This is a genomic window from Enterobacter sp. HNDS-6 (assembly GCF_039850505.1).
GTDB classification, from domain to species: domain Bacteria; phylum Pseudomonadota; class Gammaproteobacteria; order Enterobacterales; family Enterobacteriaceae; genus Enterobacter; species Enterobacter kobei.
In genome coordinates this window covers 2713219-2729949 of sequence record NZ_CP156673.1, presented here as the reverse complement: position 1 = coordinate 2729949, position 16731 = coordinate 2713219, and the positions used below count along the sequence as shown (strand labels likewise).

The following is a 16731-nucleotide window of genomic DNA, read 5'->3' as shown; positions in this document are numbered from 1 at the left end:
CATCGACTACTTAAAATTCGTGCAGCGCAACACGCGCTGCGAGGGTTAAGCCTGGGCTGCCAGGCTCACTTCTTTTGCCACCCGTTCAGTCGCATCCGGGATTGCCACCGCGCGCGCGCGTTGTGCCATCTCCAGCAATGCATCTCTGTTCCAGCCCGCCAGGGTAGTGGCGACCGCGTCGGCGGTAAATTGTGGCTGTTCAAATATCTTCGCCGCACCGGCTTTCTCAAGCGGCAGCGCATTCCAGTACTGCTGTCGGTCTTTATGCTGGAACGGGACAAACACCGCGGGCAAACCGGCGGCAGCAATTTCGCTTACCGTCAGTGCGCCAGAGCGGCAAACCACGACATCGGCCCAGGCATAGGCTGCAGCCATATCGTCAATAAATTCGGTCACTTTGTGCTGCGGCTGGCCTTCAGCGGCGTAAGCCTGCTCAACGGTCTGTTGCGCGCCTTTCCCGCTTTGGTGCCAGATTGTCACGGCATCACCCAGCTTTGCAGCCACCTGCGGCATCGTCTGGTTTAAAATGCGTGCCCCTTGAGAGCCGCCCACAACCAGAACGCGTACCGGTCCTTCACGCCCCGTCAGGCGGGTGTCCGGCAGCGGCAGCGCCAGCACATCCACACGCACCGGGTTACCCACCACGTCCGCTTTCGGGAACGCACCGGGAAACGCCTGCATAACTTTGGTGGCGATTTTCGCCAGCCACTTGTTGGTCAGACCGGCAATACCGTTCTGCTCATGCAGTACGACGGGAATACCTAGTGACCACGCAGCCAACCCGCCTGGGCCAGAGACGTAGCCACCCATGCCCAGTACCACATCAGGCTTAAAACGCTTCATGATGGTGCGTGCCTGACGCCAGGCGTTAAAAATACGCACCGGAGACAGCAGCAGCGCCTTAAGACCTTTGCCACGAAGGCCGGAAATACGAATAAAGTCGATCTCAATACCGTGCTTCGGTACCAGGTCGGCTTCCATGCGGTCTGCGGTTCCCAGCCAGCGTACCTGCCAGCCCTGCTCCATTAAATGGTGCGCAACCGCCAGCCCCGGGAACACATGTCCGCCGGTACCGCCTGCCATCACCATTAACCGCTTCGGTTGATTCATCGTGAACCTCGTGTAAACGCCTGGGCTTTCTCCAGACGCGTCTCATAATCTATGCGTAACAAAAACATAATGGCCGTCGACATGATCAACAGGCTCGAACCACCATAACTGATCAACGGCAACGTCAGACCTTTGGTCGGCAGCATACCCGCTGCGGCGCCGACGTTAACCAGTGCCTGGAAGCTAAACCAGATCCCAATTGAACAGGCTAAGAAACCTGAGAAGCGGTGATCGATCTCCAGCGCTTTTCGGCCAATCGACATGGCGCGGAAAGCGACGAAGAATACCATTAATAGCGCCAATACCACACCGATATAACCCAGTTCTTCCCCAATAATGGAGAAGATGAAGTCAGTGTGCGCTTCCGGTAAATACTCCAGTTTCTGTACCGAGTTACCCAGCCCTTGCCCCCAAACCTCACCGCGACCAAACGCCATCAGCGACTGCGTCAGCTGATAACCACTGCCGAACGGATCTTCCCATGGGTTCCAGAACGAGGTCACACGGCGGATACGGTAAGGCTCGGCGAGGATCAGCAGCACTACCGCTGAAATCCCCATTCCGATGATGGCGATGAACTGCCACAGCTTGGCCCCTGCCAGGAACAGCATCGCCAGCGTCGTGACAAACAGCACCACCACGGTACCGAGGTCAGGCTGCGCCAGCAGCAGGATCGCGAGCACCAGAATCACGCCCATCGGTTTTAAGAAGCCGCGAAGGTTATTACGCACTTCGTCGACCTTACGCACCAGGTAGTTCGCCAGGTAGCAAAACAGCGAAAGCTTGGTGAATTCCGCCGGCTGAATACGCAGCGGGCCAAACGCAATCCAGCGCGATGCCCCGTTAACGGAGCTCCCGACAACCAGTACGATCAGCAGCATGATAATTGACGCAATCAGCATCGCCGTACTGTGCCGCTGCCAGAATGCCATCGGCAGACGAAGCGTCACCAGCGCCAGGCAGAATGCCAGAATGATGTACAGCCCGTCACGCTTGGCGAACAGGAAAGGATCGTTAGCCAGACGCTGTCCGACGGGCATCGAGGCCGAGGTCACCATGATAAAGCCGATCGCCGCCAGCCCCAGCGTAAGCCAGAACAGGGTGCGGTCGTACATAATCAGGCTATCGGAGTCTTTTTCCCGCGAAGCCATCACCCAGCCTTTCAGTGCCGCAAACAGCCACACCAGAATTCCAAATCCTGGCAGGCGCGGCATTTTCAGGCGAGGGAGAGATAAACGCATCAGCCTAACTCCTTCGCCAGGCGAGTAAAGATATCGCCACGCTGTTCGAAATTCTTAAACTGATCGAGACTCGCGCACGCTGGAGAGAGCAGCACCATATCCCCCGGCTTCACGCGCGGGGCGATCAGCCGCATCGCCTGTTCCATCGTTTCAGTTTGCTCGGCAATCTCCGGGCGTAATTCAGCCAGCTCGCTGCCGTCACGACCGAAACAGTACAGGCGGATGTTATCGCCTGAAAGGTACGGCTTCAGGGAGGAGAAATCAGCGGATTTGCCGTCACCGCCCAACAGCAGATGCAGGGTACCGGCAACATGCAGACCGTTCAGCGCGGCCTCCGTACTTCCCACGTTGGTGGCTTTGGAGTCGTTAATCCAGCGCACGCCGTTGTGCTCCAGCGCCAGCTGGAAACGGTGCGCCAGACCGGAAAACGTGGTTAACGCTTTCAGGCTGGAAGAGCGCGGCAGGCCAACAGCATCCGCCAGCGCCAGTGCTGCCAGAGCATTTGTGTAGTTATGCTGGCCGGAGAGCTTCATCTCTTTCACGTTCAGCACTTTCTCACCTTTCACGCGCAGCCAGGTTTCACCCAACTGACGGTTCAGATGATAATCCCCCATGGTGATACCGAAGCTAATGCAGCGATCGTCCGCGCCGCGCACCGGCATGGTCAGCGCATCATCGGCGTTAACCACGCAGACTTTGGCATTTTCATACACGCGCAGCTTGGCGGCGCGGTACTGCTGAAGACCAAATGGATACCTGTCCATATGATCTTCGGTCACGTTAAGGATCGTCGCGGCAGCTGCGCGCAGGCTGGAGGTGGTTTCCAGCTGGAAGCTGGAAAGCTCAAGGACATACAGCTCGCAGCCTTTGTCCAGCAGCATCAGTGCGGGCAGACCGATATTACCGCCCACGCCGACGTTCATGCCTGCGGCTTTCGCCATTTCGCCCACCAGAGTGGTGACGGTGCTTTTACCATTAGAACCGGTAATCGCAATAACGGGCGCCTGCACTTCACGGCAGAACAGCTCGATATCACCGACAATCTCCACCCCCGCATCAGCCGCAGCGCTGAGTGAAGGGTGCGCCAGCGCCATCCCCGGGCTGGCGACAATCAGATCGGCGGCCAGCAGCCAGTCATCATTCAGACCACCAAGGTGGCGTTCAACCTGTTCCGGCAGCTTGTCCAGACCCGGCGGAGAGACACGCGTATCCATCACGCGCGGCGTCACGCCACGCGCAAGGAAAAAGTCCACGCAGGAAAGGCCGGTAAGGCCCAACCCGATGATAACGACTTTTTTACCCTGGTAATCTGCCATGATTAACGTACCTTCAGCGTTGCCAGGCCAATCAGCACCAGCATCAGCGAAATAATCCAGAAGCGCACAATCACGCGCGGCTCCGGCCAGCCTTTCAGTTCATAGTGGTGGTGAATCGGCGCCATACGGAAGATGCGCTGACCGCGCAGCTTGAAGGAGCCGACCTGCAAAATCACCGACAGGGTCTCGACCACAAACACACCGCCCATGATCACCAGCAGGAACTCCTGACGCAGCAGCACGGCGATGATGCCCAGTGCGCCGCCCAGCGCCAGAGAACCGACGTCGCCCATAAAGACCTGCGCCGGATAGGTGTTGAACCACAGGAAGCCCAGCCCCGCGCCGACAATCGCCGTACAGACGATCACCAGCTCACCCGCGTGTCGCAGATAAGGGATGTGCAGGTAGTTAGCAAAGTTCATGTTACCGGTCGCCCACGCCACCAGTGCAAAACCGGCCGCCACAAAGACGGTTGGCATAATGGCCAGACCATCCAGGCCATCGGTCAGGTTGACGGCGTTGCCGGTTCCGACGATCACAAAGTAGGCCAGCAGGATATAGAACAGCCCCAACTGCGGCATGACGTCTTTAAAGAACGGCACCACCAGCTCGGTCGCGGGCGTGTCTTTTCCTGCCAGATAGAGCGCGAAGGCCACACCAAGCGCGATCACCGACATCCAGAAGTACTTCCAGCGGGCAATCAGGCCTTTAGTATCTTTGCGAACGACTTTGCGGTAATCATCCACAAAACCAATGATCCCATAGCCCACCAGCACGGTAAGCACGCACCAGACGTATGGGTTAGACGGATACGCCCACAGCAGCACGGAGACAACGATTGCAGTCAGGATCATAATCCCGCCCATGGTCGGCGTACCGCGTTTACTGAAGTGCGACTCAGGACCGTCGTTACGCACCACCTGGCCGAAAGAGAGTTTTTGCAGACGGGCAATCATGCGCGGGCCCATCCACAATGAGATGAACAGCGCAGTCAGCAGGCTGACGATGGCACGAAACGTCAGATAGGAAAAGACGTTAAAGCCTGAATAATATTTGACCAAGTGTTCGGCCAGCCAAACTAACATGTCCCGTTCTCCTGTAATGCGTGCACAACCTCTTCCATGGCGGCACTACGTGAACCTTTCACTAACACAGTCACAATTTGTTTTTCTGTAATCAACGCCTTCAGGCGCTCAATCAACGCAGCTTTATCGGCAAAATGTTCGCCAACGCCGCTGGCACGGCTAATCGCCTCGCTCAGTTTTCCTGCGCTCAGCACACAGTCCAGCCCTGACGCTTTCGCCGCTTCCCCGACCTGGATATGACAGGCTTCGCTTTCGTCGCCCAGCTCGGCCATATCGCCGACCACCATGACGCGGTAGCCCGGCATTTCAGATAACACCTGCACCGCCGCCGTCATTGAGCCAACGTTCGCGTTATAAGAGTCATCCAGCAGCAGCTTGTTTTCCGCAAGCGGGATCGGGAACAGGCGTCCCGGCACGGCTTTTAACGTTGCCAGCCCGGTTTTAATCGCCTCATGCGACGCGCCCACGGCCGTCGACAACGCCGCAGCCGCAAGCGCATTGGCGATGTTATGGCGACCCGGCAGCGGTAACAGCACGTCTACGTCACCCGTTGGGGTCGTGAGCGTGAACTCTGTACCGTGCGACGTCACATGAATATTAGTCGCGGTAAAATCACTGTTGGCCGCATTCGGCGAGAAGCGCCAGGTTTTACGCGAGCCGATGATGTTCTGCCAGTTCAGCCAGTCGTTGTTGTCGGCATTGAGAATGGCAATACCGTCAGCGGGCAGACCGGTGTAGATCTCGCCTTTAGCTTTCGCCACGCCTTCCAGCGAGCCAAAGCCTTCCAGATGTGCCGCCGCCAGGTTATTCACCAGCGCCGCTTCCGGGCGCGTCAGGCTCACGGTCCAGGCGATTTCCCCCTGGTGGTTTGCCCCTAACTCGATCACCGCAAATTCGTGCTCGTTGGTCAGGCGAAGTAATGTCATCGGCACGCCGATGTCATTATTGAGGTTGCCCGCGGTATAAAGTGTATTGCCGCACTGGCTGAGGATCGCCGCCGTCATCTCTTTCACTGACGTTTTGCCTGATGATCCGGTTAGCGCGACAACGCGAGCTGGCACCTGCTGACGAACCCAGGCGGCCAGTTCACCGAAGGCGAGACGCGTATCTTTCACTACAATTTGCGGCAGTTCGATATCGAGTTTACGGCTGACCAGCAGCGCGCCTGCGCCGTTTTCTTTAGCCTGCCCGGCAAAATCATGCGCGTCAAAACGCTCGCCTTTCAGCGCCACAAACAGACAACCCGCGGTCACTTTGCGGGTGTCGGTGGTTACCGCGTCAATGGTCAGATCTGGACCCAACAGTTCGCCGTGCAGTACCGCAGCCGCCCGGCTTAAGGTGATGCTAATCATGCGACGACTCCCAGCAGACGCGCTGCCGTTACGCGGTCGGAGTAGTCCAGACGACGATTGCCAACAATCTGATAATCTTCGTGGCCTTTACCTGCCAGCAGAACCACATCATTTTCTTTGGCCTGCATGATGGTGTTGGTCACGGCTTCCGCACGGCCCTCCACTACGCGGGCGCGACCGGCGTCCAGCATGCCCGCCAGAATGTCGTTGATGATGGCGCGCGGCTCTTCCGTGCGCGGGTTGTCATCGGTTACTACCGGAATATCCGCGAACTGTTCCGCAATCGCGCCCATCAGCGGGCGTTTGCCTTTATCGCGATCGCCGCCGCAGCCAAACACGCACCAGAGCTTCCCTGTGCAGTGCAGGCGCGCCGCTTCCAGCGCTTTTTCCAGCGCATCCGGCGTGTGGGCATAATCGACAACCACGGTCGGCTTGCCCGGCGCGCTGAACACTTCCATACGGCCGCATACAGGCTGCAGACGCGCTGAGGTTTTCAGCAGTTCAGCCATCGGATAACCCAGCGCCAGCAGCGTTGCCAGGGCCAGCAGCAGATTGCTGACGTTAAAGGCGCCCATCAGGCGGCTTTCAATTTCACCTTCACCCCAGGAAGAGGCAAAGCGGATTGTCGCCCCGCTGTCGTGATAATTCACCTCAACCGCCTTCAGCCAGCGGCCGTGGCAGTTCGGATTGATATGGTCTTCCATCGACACCGCAACCGCATCCGGCAGCTTCGCCAGCCAGCGGCGGCCCACTTCGTCGTCGGCGTTGATGATGGCTTGTCCGTAATGGTGAGTAGAGAACAGCAGCCATTTCGCGGCCTCGTAATGCTCCATATCACCATGATAATCAAGATGATCGCGACTCAGGTTGGTAAACACAGAGGCGGCAAACTTCAGCGCCGCAACGCGATGCTGTACCAGACCGTGCGAAGAAACTTCCATCGCAGCAAAGGTTGCCCCCTGCCCTGCCAGACCGGCAAGAACATGCTGTACGTCAACTGCCGAGCCGGTGGTGTTTTCCGTTGGGCTGACTTTGCCCAGCAGGCCGTTACCCACGGTGCCCATTACCGCGCCGGTTTCACCCAGCAACTGGGCCCATTGCGCCATCAGCTGCGTGGTGGTGGTTTTTCCGTTCGTGCCCGTCACGCCAACCAGACGCAGCTGGTCGGAAGGTTCGTGATAAAAACGTCCTGCCAGAGCAGAAAGACGTTCATTCAACTGGCTGAGATAGATAACCGGCACACCGTGCATTTCACGGATCTCACCGTCGGTTGCCTCATCTTTGGCCTCAGCAATAATGGCAGCAACACCTTGCGCAATCGCCTGCGGGATATAACGACGCCCGTCCGCCTGATGACCGACCACCGCCACAAAAAGATCGCCAGAAGCCGCAACGCGGCTGTCCAGTACCATCTCTCGCAGTGCTCGCTCCGGTGCATTTGGCACCCACGGAGCGAGAAGGTCGCGCAAATTACGATCTGCCACCTGTACCCTCGCCTTGATTAATTACAAATTCACTTTTTTCGCCCGTCGCCAGCGCATCCGGTTCAATGTTCATGGTACGTAACACGCCGCCCATGATAGCTCCGAACACAGGCGCGGAGACGGCGCCGCCGTAGTATTTACCCGCCTGTGGATCGTTTATGACGACCACCAGCGCAAAACGCGGATTGCTTGCAGGCGCTACGCCTGCGGTATAGGCAATGTATTTGTTGATGTAGCGGCCGTCTGGCCCCACCTTTTTCGCTGTACCGGTTTTAATGGCAATGCGATAGCCTTTAATCGCCGCCTTCACGCCGCCGCCGCCGGGCAGCGCCACGCTTTCCATCATGTGCACAACGGTACGAACGATGGATTCCGGGAAGATACGCTCGCCCGGAACCGGTGGATCAACTTTGGTAATCGACAGCGGGCGATAGACGCCATAGCTGCCAATCGTTGCGTAGACTCGCGCTAACTGTAACGGCGTTACCATTAGCCCATAGCCGAAAGAGAAGGTGGCCCTCTCTATGTCAGACCACCGTTGTTTTTGAGGATATAAGCCACTGCGTTCTCCGACCAACCCCAAATTGGTCGCCTTTCCCAGTCCAAAACGAGAGTAAGTCTCTACTAACGCTGAGGACGGCATCGCTAACGCCAGCTTTGAAACACCGACGTTACTCGACTTCTGTAACACCCCGGTCAGGGTCAATTCGCTGTAGCGCGCCACGTCTTTAATCTCGTGGCCGTTGATACGGTAAGGGATCGTGTTCAGAACCGTGTTTTCATTGACGATGCCGCGCTGAAGCGCCGTCATCACCACCATCGGTTTCACCGTGGAGCCAGGTTCGAACACGTCGGTAATTGCCCGGTTACGCATCGCATCTTTTGCGGTACCGGTAAAGTTATTCGGGTTGTAGGACGGACTGTTAGCCATCGCCAGCACTTCGCCGGTGCTGACATCAACCAGCACGGCACTGCCAGACTCCGCTTTGTTGAACGCTACGGCGTTGTTCAGCTCGCGATAAACCAGCGCCTGCAAGCGCTCGTCGATACTCAGTGCCAGGTTGTGTGCCGCCTGGCTGTCCGTAGAGGAAATATCTTCGATGACGCGCCCATAGCGGTCTTTACGCACAATGCGCTCGCCCGGCTGGCCGGTGAGCCACTTATCGAAGCTTTTTTCAACGCCCTCAATCCCCTGGCTATCGACGTTAGTGAAGCCGATGAGGTGAGCGGTTACTTCGCCGGACGGATAATAACGACGGGATTCCTCACGCAGATGAATGCCCGGCAGCTTCAGTTTACGAATGTAGTCCGCCATGTCAGGGTTAACCTGACGCGCCAGATAGATAAAACGCCCTTTCGGGTTGGCGTTAACGCGGGAAGCCAGCTGATCCAGCGGCATTTTCAGGGCATCTGACAGCGCTTTCCAGCGGTTGTCCAGCGTAATGCCACCGGCGTCGTGCAGCTCTTTCGGGTCGGCCCAAATCGCTTTTACCGGCACACTCACGGCCAGCGGGCGACCAGAACGGTCAGTGATCATCCCACGTGATGTTGACACTTCCTGCACACGCAGAGAGCGCATATCCCCCTGACGTACCAGCATGTCAGGGGCAATGATTTGCAACCACGCCACACGTCCCAGCAGGAAACCCAGCGCCAGTAAAATGCAGCCGCAAAGCAACGCAAAACGCCAACTGACAAAGTTGGCCTGTTCTTCCTGACGTTTTGGTTTTAGCGTTTTTGCCGCTGCTTTCATGCGTCGCGTTTTCCCTTATTTTTGTACTACGATATTTTCCTGGGAAGGATCAACATGCTGCAGTTGCAGCTTTTCCGTTGCGATCCGTTCAACCCGGCTGTGATCGCCGAGCGCGTTTTCTTCAAGGATCAGATTTCGCCATTCAATATCCAGCGCATCGCGTTCCAGTACCATCTGCTCGCGTTGCGCAGTCAATAAACGTGTATGGTGGGCTGTGGTGACCACCGTGACTGCCGTAACAATGATGCAAATGAACAGGCAGAGTGGCAGTTTCCCGAACCGCAAAAGATCGTCGCCGATCACGCCAGGCAAGGCATGGCGCTCGTTGCTTCCTAACGATCCCTTAACTTTGCTTAGGGTTTCTGTCACTCTGCTGATCATGCGTTCGTCCTCTCTGCAACTCGCAGCACTGAACTACGGGCGCGTGGATTCTCTGCCACCTCTTCTTCGCCCGGCATCAACTTGCCTAATGCTCGCAACTGACGACCACCCAGCTTCCTGAGTTGTTCTTCCGTCATCGGCAACCCCGCAGGAACCTGAGGACCGCGGCTTTGCTCACGCATAAAGCGCTTCACAATGCGGTCTTCCAGCGAATGGAAGCTGATGATGGATAACCGCCCACCCGGGGCCAGTACGTCGAGCGAGCTTTTTAGCGCCAGCTCTATTTCCTCCAGTTCACTGTTTACCCAGATGCGCACCGCCTGGAAGGTACGGGTCGCGGGATGTTTGTGCTTATCCTTCACCGGCGTCGCCGCCGCGATCACTTCGGCCAGCTCTTTGGTACGGGTCATGGGCTCAACGCGGTTGCGCTCAACGATGGCGCGCGCAATGCGCTTGCCAAAACGTTCTTCGCCAAAGGTTTTGATCACCCATGCAATATCCGCTTCGTCAGCGGTCTGCAGCCATTCGGCAGCAGACTGGCCGCGCGTCGGGTCCATACGCATATCCAGCGGACCATCACGCATAAAGGAGAAACCGCGTTCAGCATCATCAAGCTGTGGTGAAGAGACGCCAAGATCGAGAAGAATCCCGTCGATCTTGCCCGTCAGGCCGCGCTCGGCAACGTAATCGGCGAGCGCAGAGAAAGGTCCATGCACGATGGAAAAGCGAGGGTCATTGATGGTCTGTGCAACGGCAATCGCCTGCGGATCGCGATCAATTGCCAGCAGACGTCCTTCCTCTCCAAGCTGGGAGAGAATCAAACGCGAGTGACCACCGCGACCAAACGTACCATCAATGTAGATGCCATCCGGACGAATATTCAGGCCGTTCACGGCCTCATCCAGTAACACCGTTTTGTGTTTATAATTTTCCATCATATTTATAGAGACAAGTCCTGCAGCCGTTCCGATAAAGTTGCGGAATCGGACTGCTCAGCGTCGATATCTTCCTTGACCTGTTGATACCAGGTCGTTTCATCCCACAGTTCAAACTTGTTGAACTGCCCGACCAGCATCACTTCTTTAGTCAGACCGGCATGTTGCCGCAGCACAGGCGCAATCAGTAATCGCCCGGCGCTATCCATCTGACACTCACTGGCATGTCCCAATAACAGCCGCTGTACGCGGCGCTCTTGCGGGTTCATGCTCGACAGTCGCGACAGCTTTTGCTCAATAATTTCCCATTCGGGTAAGGGGTAAAGCAGCAGGCAGGGGGAGTTGATGTCAATGGTGCAAACCATTTGACCCGAAGCGTTCTCAATCAGCTGGTCGCGGTATCGGGTTGGCACCGATAAACGCCCTTTGCTGTCGAGATTGACTAACGTAGCTCCACGGAACATGCCAGTCTCACCCCTCCTCACCACTTTAACCCACAAATTCCCACCTAAAGGAGTTTACGGAGCGAGGGAAAAGCTTGTCAAGCCAGGACTCTCCCTATAAGGACCCGAAAGCCCTCTATTTACAGAGATAAACAGACCTGACTAATAACTGAACAACTGGCGAGGCAAAATTAACGTTATGAATATTTGTAAGAAAAAAACCGAATATGCACACTAGCGTTAAAGCTCACTCAATATCATCGCAGATAAATATAAAGTGTCAGTTTGCGACGCGGGCAGCATTTTATGACAGATTCTCAGGGGATAACAGCGCCAGATTCATTCAGACGCGTGGTTAAGGCGGCCGTTGCCACGCTGGCTGGTCAGGGTCCAGGAAAAACGTCTGAATATTCATCGACCGAAGCCGGTTTGTAACAAAATAATACAAAGATAGCGGTTTAAAATCGCTTTCAAGCTCCTTAAAGGGCAGTTTAAAAGCCAAAATGAATTAAGAAAATGAGGAGATTATGATCCTGCAGGAATTATCCTAATTTCATTGCGGGAATTAACTCAGCGAATTATTCCCGCAATAAGGGGCCGTTTTCACCGCCCCGTCATTTCATTTATGGCGGCTAAGAATTCCGCGATGATAGAGATTACGTTTGATACGTGTCAGACCCGGCTTCGGTTTTCTCGGCTCATCCAGGCTCGCCAGAACAATCTCCAGTACGCGTTCAGCCACATCACGGTGACGCTGTGCCACGGCCAGCACCGGACACTGCAGGAAGTCGAGCAGCTCGTTATCCCCGAAAGTGGCAATAGCCAGGTCGGAGGGAAGCTTACCTTCACGGCGCAGGGTCACATCCATCACCCCCTGCAAGAGTGCAAAGGATGTCGTGAACAGCGCCTGGGGCATCGGGTGCGTTTCCAGCCATTTCTCAAAGAGCTGCGCAGCGGCTTCACGTTCATAGCTATTGGCGTAGAGATAGTGAACTTCACGCGGATCGTCTTTCCAGGCGGTTCGGAACCCCTGTTCACGCAGGAAGCTCACTGAAAGTTCAGGCAATGCGCCAAGATAGAGTACCGTTTCAGCAGGGAAGGTTCTCAGCTCCGCGGCAAGCATTTCCGCATCATCCTGGTCGGCACCCACTACGCTGGTGAAATGCTCGCGATCGAGCGCACGATCCAGCGCAACGATAGGGAAAGGATCGTTCGCCCAGCGCTGGTAGAATGGATGCTCTGGCGGTAAGGAGGTCGATACAATGATGGCATCCACCTGGCGCTGGAGCAGATGTTCAATGCAGCGCATCTCGTTGTCCGGCTGATCTTCAGAACAGGCAATCAGCAACTGGTAGCCGCGCTGGCGAGCCTGACGCTCAAGATAGTTGGCGATACGGGTATAGCTGGTATTTTCCAGATCGGGGATCACCAGACCAATCGATCGGGTGCGCCCGGCGCGCAGGCCGGCAGCGACAGCATTCGGATGGTAGTTATGCTCACGAACCACCGCCATAACTTTTTCAACGGTTTTATCGCTGACACGGTACTGCTTTGCTTTACCGTTAATCACATAGCTGGCCGTTGTTCGTGACACGCCGGCTAGCCGGGCGATTTCATCCAGTTTCACAATTGCCCCTTAAAAAAAGAAAAGAGTCCATGGCCCTGTCAAGGTTATGGTTAAATCTTTTAACATCTAAACGCAGAAAAGCCTTCGCGGCAACCGCTTTTATCTGCGTTATTGGCTGATTACGCAAAAAAAGCCCGGCTTTGGTGACCGGGCAGAAAGAGGCGAACCTTTTTGACAACTAACGCATGATTTTCTCGCCGCGTGACAGACCCACAACGCCCGATCTGGCCACTTCAACAATTTTTGCTACATCCCGCACGGACGCCAGAAAAGCGTCCAGCTTGTCACTGGTCCCGACCAGTTGAACCGTATAAAGAGAAGGCGTGACGTCAATGATCTGCCCGCGGAAAATATCCGCATTGCGTTTGACCTCTTCACGCCCGTAGCCGCTGGCCTGAATTTTTACCAGCATGACCTCACGCTCAACGTAAGCCCCCTGCCCCAGCTCGCTCACGCGCAGGACATCAACCAGTTTATGCAGCTGTTTCTCAATCTGCTCAAGCACTTTGGCATCACCAACGGTCTGAATCGTCATACGCGACAGCGTCGGGTCGTCCGTGGGGGCAACGGTCAGGCTTTCTATGTTATAGCCGCGCTGCGCGAAAAGCCCAATGACGCGCGACAGTGCGCCAGACTCGTTTTCCAGCAATACAGATAATATCCGGCGCATATCAGGTTCTCTCCGTTTTGCTTAACCACATTTCATCCATACCACCGCCGCGAATATGCATCGGATAAACGTGCTCGGTCCCATCAACGATGACATCCATAAAGACGAGGCGGTTGTTTTTAACCTGCTCAAGCGCTTGTGCGAGCGACGATTCCAGCAAAGCGGGATCGGTCACCCGCATCCCCACGTGGCCATAAGCTTCAGCAAGACGAACAAAATCCGGCAGCGACTGCATGTATGACTGAGAGTGACGGCCAGAGTAGATCATATCCTGCCACTGCTTCACCATACCGAGATAGCCGTTGTTGAGGTTAAGCACCAGTACCGGCAACTCATATTGCAGCGCGGTGGAAAGTTCCTGAATGTTCATCTGGATACTGCCGTCCCCGGTCACGCAGACGACGGTTTCATTTGGCAGTGCCAGCTTCACGCCCAGCGCGGCAGGCAAACCAAAGCCCATCGTTCCTAACCCCCCCGAATTGATCCAGTGACGCGGTTTATCAAAGGGATAATAGAGGGCGGCGAACATTTGATGCTGACCCACGTCTGAGGTGACATAGGCGTCGCCTTTCGTCAGTCGCCAGACCGCTTCAATCACGGCCTGAGGCTTAATATGCTCACTTTGAGTGTCATATTTCAGACACTGGCGCGCGCGCCACTGCTCAATTTGCAGCCACCAGTCGCGGATCTCATCCAGCGGTTGAGTCGTGCTCTCCTGGGTCAGCAGATCCAGCATTTGCTCCAGTACCTGCCGGGCATCGCCGACGATAGGCACATCAGCCGACACCGTTTTTGAAATCGACGTGGGGTCGATATCAATGTGCAGCACCGTGGCATTCGGGCAATACTTCGCCAGATTGTTGGTCGTACGATCGTCAAAGCGCACGCCGACGGCAAAGATCACATCGGAATGATGCATCGTCATGTTGGCTTCATAGGTACCGTGCATACCCAGCATGCCCAGCGCCTGACGGTGGGTGGCGGGAAACGCCCCGAGTCCCATCAGCGACGACGCAACAGGAAGATTGAGCTTTTCGATCAGTTCACGAAGCTGTGGCTCACACGCAGAATTGATTGCCCCACCGCCGACATAGACCACCGGTTTTTTAGCGGTCAGTAGCGTCTGCAGCGCACGTTTGATCTGGCCTTTGTGGCCCTGCGTGGTGGGGTTGTAAGAACGCATGCTTACCGATTCCGGCCAGACATAAGGCAGCTTGTTTGCCGGATTCAGGATATCTTTAGGCAGATCGACCACCACCGGTCCTGGACGTCCGCTTGCCGCCAGCCAGAATGCTTTTTTCAGCACGCCAGGAATGTCTTCGGTTTGCTTGACCAGGAAGCTGTGCTTCACAACGGGACGCGATATCCCGACCATGTCGCACTCCTGAAATGCGTCGTAGCCAATCAGTGAGGTTGCTACCTGCCCGGAGAGGATCACCAGCGGAATAGAGTCCATGTACGCGGTCGCAATGCCGGTAATAGCGTTTGTCGCGCCGGGGCCCGACGTGACTAACACCACGCCCACTTCCCCCGTCGCACGCGCCAGGCCATCAGCCATATGCACCGCCGCCTGTTCATGCCGTACAAGGATATGGTCAATGCCGCCTACCGTATGCAGTGCATCATAAATATCAAGGACCGCGCCGCCAGGATAGCCGAACACTTGTTTCACGCCCTGATCGATAAGCGATCGGACGACCATTTCCGCGCCAGACAACATCTCCATGCTTTGCCTCCAGGCATTTTGTTATAGACGGACCGCCGAATTCATTTCTGCACCGTCTTGCGATCGGGATGAACCCGTCTTCTATTAGCTGAGTGATACTTACCTTAACCGCTCGTTATGAGGCAGGCAATTAGCAAACCCGGAGAGCGAAGAGGCGGTTAAAGCAGAAAAAACAGACATTGCCAGAGGATATGGTTAATTCATCTGTAATTAGAGGAGGAGATGATAAATCATCGCTGAAAAGCGCAATGATTCAGGAAATCATCTATTTTTACAGGTCTGGCAACCGTCAGAAAAGATCCAGAACAGAATAAAATAGTAGTTAACAAAACAAAACCAGGATAAACCACATGCAAAGATGCAATTTATCCTGACCTGATTAACGGCGGCAGATGCTGATAAGTAATTCTTCCATCCACTGATGCCCTTTGTCCCGCCCTGCAGCTTCATGCCAGGAGAGATAACAGGTACGGCTATTAAGCTTAAGCGGCAGAGGCAAAATTTGCAGATTTAACGCCTCAGAGAACTCTTCCGCCAGCCAGCGCGGGGCAATAGCCACCAGCTGCGTCTGGGAAACGACGTTTAATACGCTGACCATAGCCATTCCTTGATATGCCACGCTCGCCTGTTTATCTGCTGTGTCGTACCACGGCAGACTAAATGAGGCATATCTGTCGAGCGCAACCACGGCATGTTGTTCGCTATAAACATCACTTTCACGTAGCGGAGCATTCAATCGTGGATGTTTTTTACTGGCAACCAATACCATTTCATCTTTAAACAACGGCACGCACGAAAATTCAGGGCGACGGAACTCTTCGTATCCCAGAACAAATTCGGTTTCCTGGTAACGTAACTGGTGTTCTGTGTTTTGATTTAAGGATGATTTGAACACCAGATTAATATTTGGCGCAATCTCTTCAACCTTATTATAAATAATAGATGTCAGATAATTATCTAACGGACTGCAGACGCAGAGATGGAATACGCGTTCACTGCTTAGCGGTTCAAAACCCGAGCCCGGCAGCTCATTTTGCACCAGTTGCAGAGCCTGGCGAATAGAGCCGAAGAGCTGGAATGCCCGCGCAGTAGGCTGAATCCCTCGTCCGTAGCGAACGAATAATTCGTCGTTGAACATCACCTTAAGCCTGGCAACGGCATTACTCACGGCAGGTTGTGACATCCCCAACGCTTGCGCCGCCCGGGTGATATTCTGCTCCTGCATGACAGCATCAAACACCGTCAGTAGATTAAGATCCACCGTGCGTAGCTGGGGTTTAATCCCATCTGTAACTTGAGGTTGTTTAATATTATTTTCTGACACTTCTGACTCCACTGTCACGCTACACAGCACGTCCTTCGCCGACGCATTGTAATAATCCCGAAAAATATGATTTACCATGCCAATACGTCCAACAAAAGAGAATTGTTTAAAAATCGGAATATATAAAGATCACGCGATAACACACAAATAAAAACCGGCATAACAGATATATTTGACTTTATAGTTAGAATGAAACCATAAACCAAGTCAATACACAATGGTCATCTGGTTAAGGATGACTTAAGTATAATTAAACTGTTATCGACTTTGCGTATACTTACGTT

At 54.9% G+C, this 16731-nt stretch carries 14 protein-coding genes; all 14 read right to left on the bottom strand.

Translation table 11 applies throughout. The features are described 5' to 3' along the window. Positions 1-45 precede the first annotated feature (45 nt). Positions 46-1110 carry an undecaprenyldiphospho-muramoylpentapeptide beta-N-acetylglucosaminyltransferase gene (murG, locus tag ABFI50_RS12755; RefSeq protein WP_014882544.1) on the bottom strand — a complete coding sequence of 355 codons (1065 nt, stop codon included), beginning with the start codon at positions 1108-1110 and terminating at the stop codon, positions 46-48. Continuing rightward, entirely contained in the window at positions 1107-2351 is a 1245-nt protein-coding gene (gene ftsW, locus ABFI50_RS12750) for a cell division protein FtsW (RefSeq protein WP_014882543.1), read from the bottom strand. The genes murG and ftsW overlap by 4 nt, the downstream gene beginning before the upstream one ends. Next, the gene (gene murD / locus ABFI50_RS12745) at positions 2351-3667 is read right to left on the bottom strand and encodes a UDP-N-acetylmuramoyl-L-alanine--D-glutamate ligase (protein ID WP_347484190.1); all 1317 of its coding nucleotides are present in this window, start codon (positions 3665-3667) and stop codon (positions 2351-2353) included. The genes ftsW and murD overlap by 1 nt, the downstream gene beginning before the upstream one ends. Positions 3668-3669: 2 nt before the next feature. Continuing rightward, complete coding sequence (gene mraY, locus ABFI50_RS12740) at positions 3670-4752, bottom strand: phospho-N-acetylmuramoyl-pentapeptide-transferase (RefSeq protein ID WP_008501985.1); 1083 nt, start codon at positions 4750-4752, stop codon at positions 3670-3672. Beyond that, the gene (murF, locus tag ABFI50_RS12735) at positions 4746-6104 is read right to left on the bottom strand and encodes a UDP-N-acetylmuramoyl-tripeptide--D-alanyl-D-alanine ligase (protein ID WP_045134570.1); all 1359 of its coding nucleotides are present in this window, start codon (positions 6102-6104) and stop codon (positions 4746-4748) included. The genes mraY and murF overlap by 7 nt, the downstream gene beginning before the upstream one ends. After that, a complete protein-coding gene (murE, locus tag ABFI50_RS12730; protein ID WP_052192611.1) occupies positions 6101-7588 on the bottom strand; it encodes a UDP-N-acetylmuramoyl-L-alanyl-D-glutamate--2,6-diaminopimelate ligase in 1488 nt (495 codons plus the stop codon). Before murE ends, murF begins: the two co-directional genes overlap by 4 nt. Then, positions 7575-9341 carry a peptidoglycan glycosyltransferase FtsI gene (locus ABFI50_RS12725; RefSeq protein ID WP_014882539.1) on the bottom strand — a complete coding sequence of 589 codons (1767 nt, stop codon included), beginning with the start codon at positions 9339-9341 and terminating at the stop codon, positions 7575-7577. The genes murE and ABFI50_RS12725 overlap by 14 nt, the downstream gene beginning before the upstream one ends. A 15-nt stretch (positions 9342-9356) precedes the next feature. Next, positions 9357-9722: a cell division protein FtsL gene (ftsL, locus tag ABFI50_RS12720; RefSeq protein WP_014068894.1), complete on the bottom strand. Its 366-nt coding sequence runs from the start codon at positions 9720-9722 to the stop codon at positions 9357-9359. Beyond that, a complete protein-coding gene (gene rsmH / locus ABFI50_RS12715; RefSeq protein WP_014882538.1) occupies positions 9719-10660 on the bottom strand; it encodes a 16S rRNA (cytosine(1402)-N(4))-methyltransferase RsmH in 942 nt (313 codons plus the stop codon). Before rsmH ends, ftsL begins: the two co-directional genes overlap by 4 nt. 2 nt (positions 10661-10662) lie before the next feature. Continuing rightward, positions 10663-11121: a division/cell wall cluster transcriptional repressor MraZ gene (mraZ, locus tag ABFI50_RS12710; RefSeq protein ID WP_014882537.1), complete on the bottom strand. Its 459-nt coding sequence runs from the start codon at positions 11119-11121 to the stop codon at positions 10663-10665. Between the two features lie 598 nt (positions 11122-11719). Then, complete coding sequence (gene cra / locus ABFI50_RS12705; RefSeq protein WP_014168621.1) at positions 11720-12727, bottom strand: catabolite repressor/activator; 1008 nt, start codon at positions 12725-12727, stop codon at positions 11720-11722. A 178-nt stretch (positions 12728-12905) separates the two neighbouring features. Then, on the bottom strand, positions 12906-13397 hold the full coding sequence (gene ilvN / locus ABFI50_RS12700) for an acetolactate synthase small subunit (protein ID WP_014882536.1): 492 nt from the start codon (positions 13395-13397) through the stop codon (positions 12906-12908). Position 13398: 1 nt separating this feature from the next. Continuing rightward, positions 13399-15123: an acetolactate synthase 3 large subunit gene (ilvI, locus tag ABFI50_RS12695; RefSeq protein ID WP_045281052.1), complete on the bottom strand. Its 1725-nt coding sequence runs from the start codon at positions 15121-15123 to the stop codon at positions 13399-13401. A 379-nt stretch (positions 15124-15502) separates the two neighbouring features. Further along, the gene (gene leuO, locus ABFI50_RS12690) at positions 15503-16447 is read right to left on the bottom strand and encodes a transcriptional regulator LeuO (RefSeq protein WP_193438545.1); all 945 of its coding nucleotides are present in this window, start codon (positions 16445-16447) and stop codon (positions 15503-15505) included. Between the last annotated feature and the right edge of the window lie 284 nt (positions 16448-16731).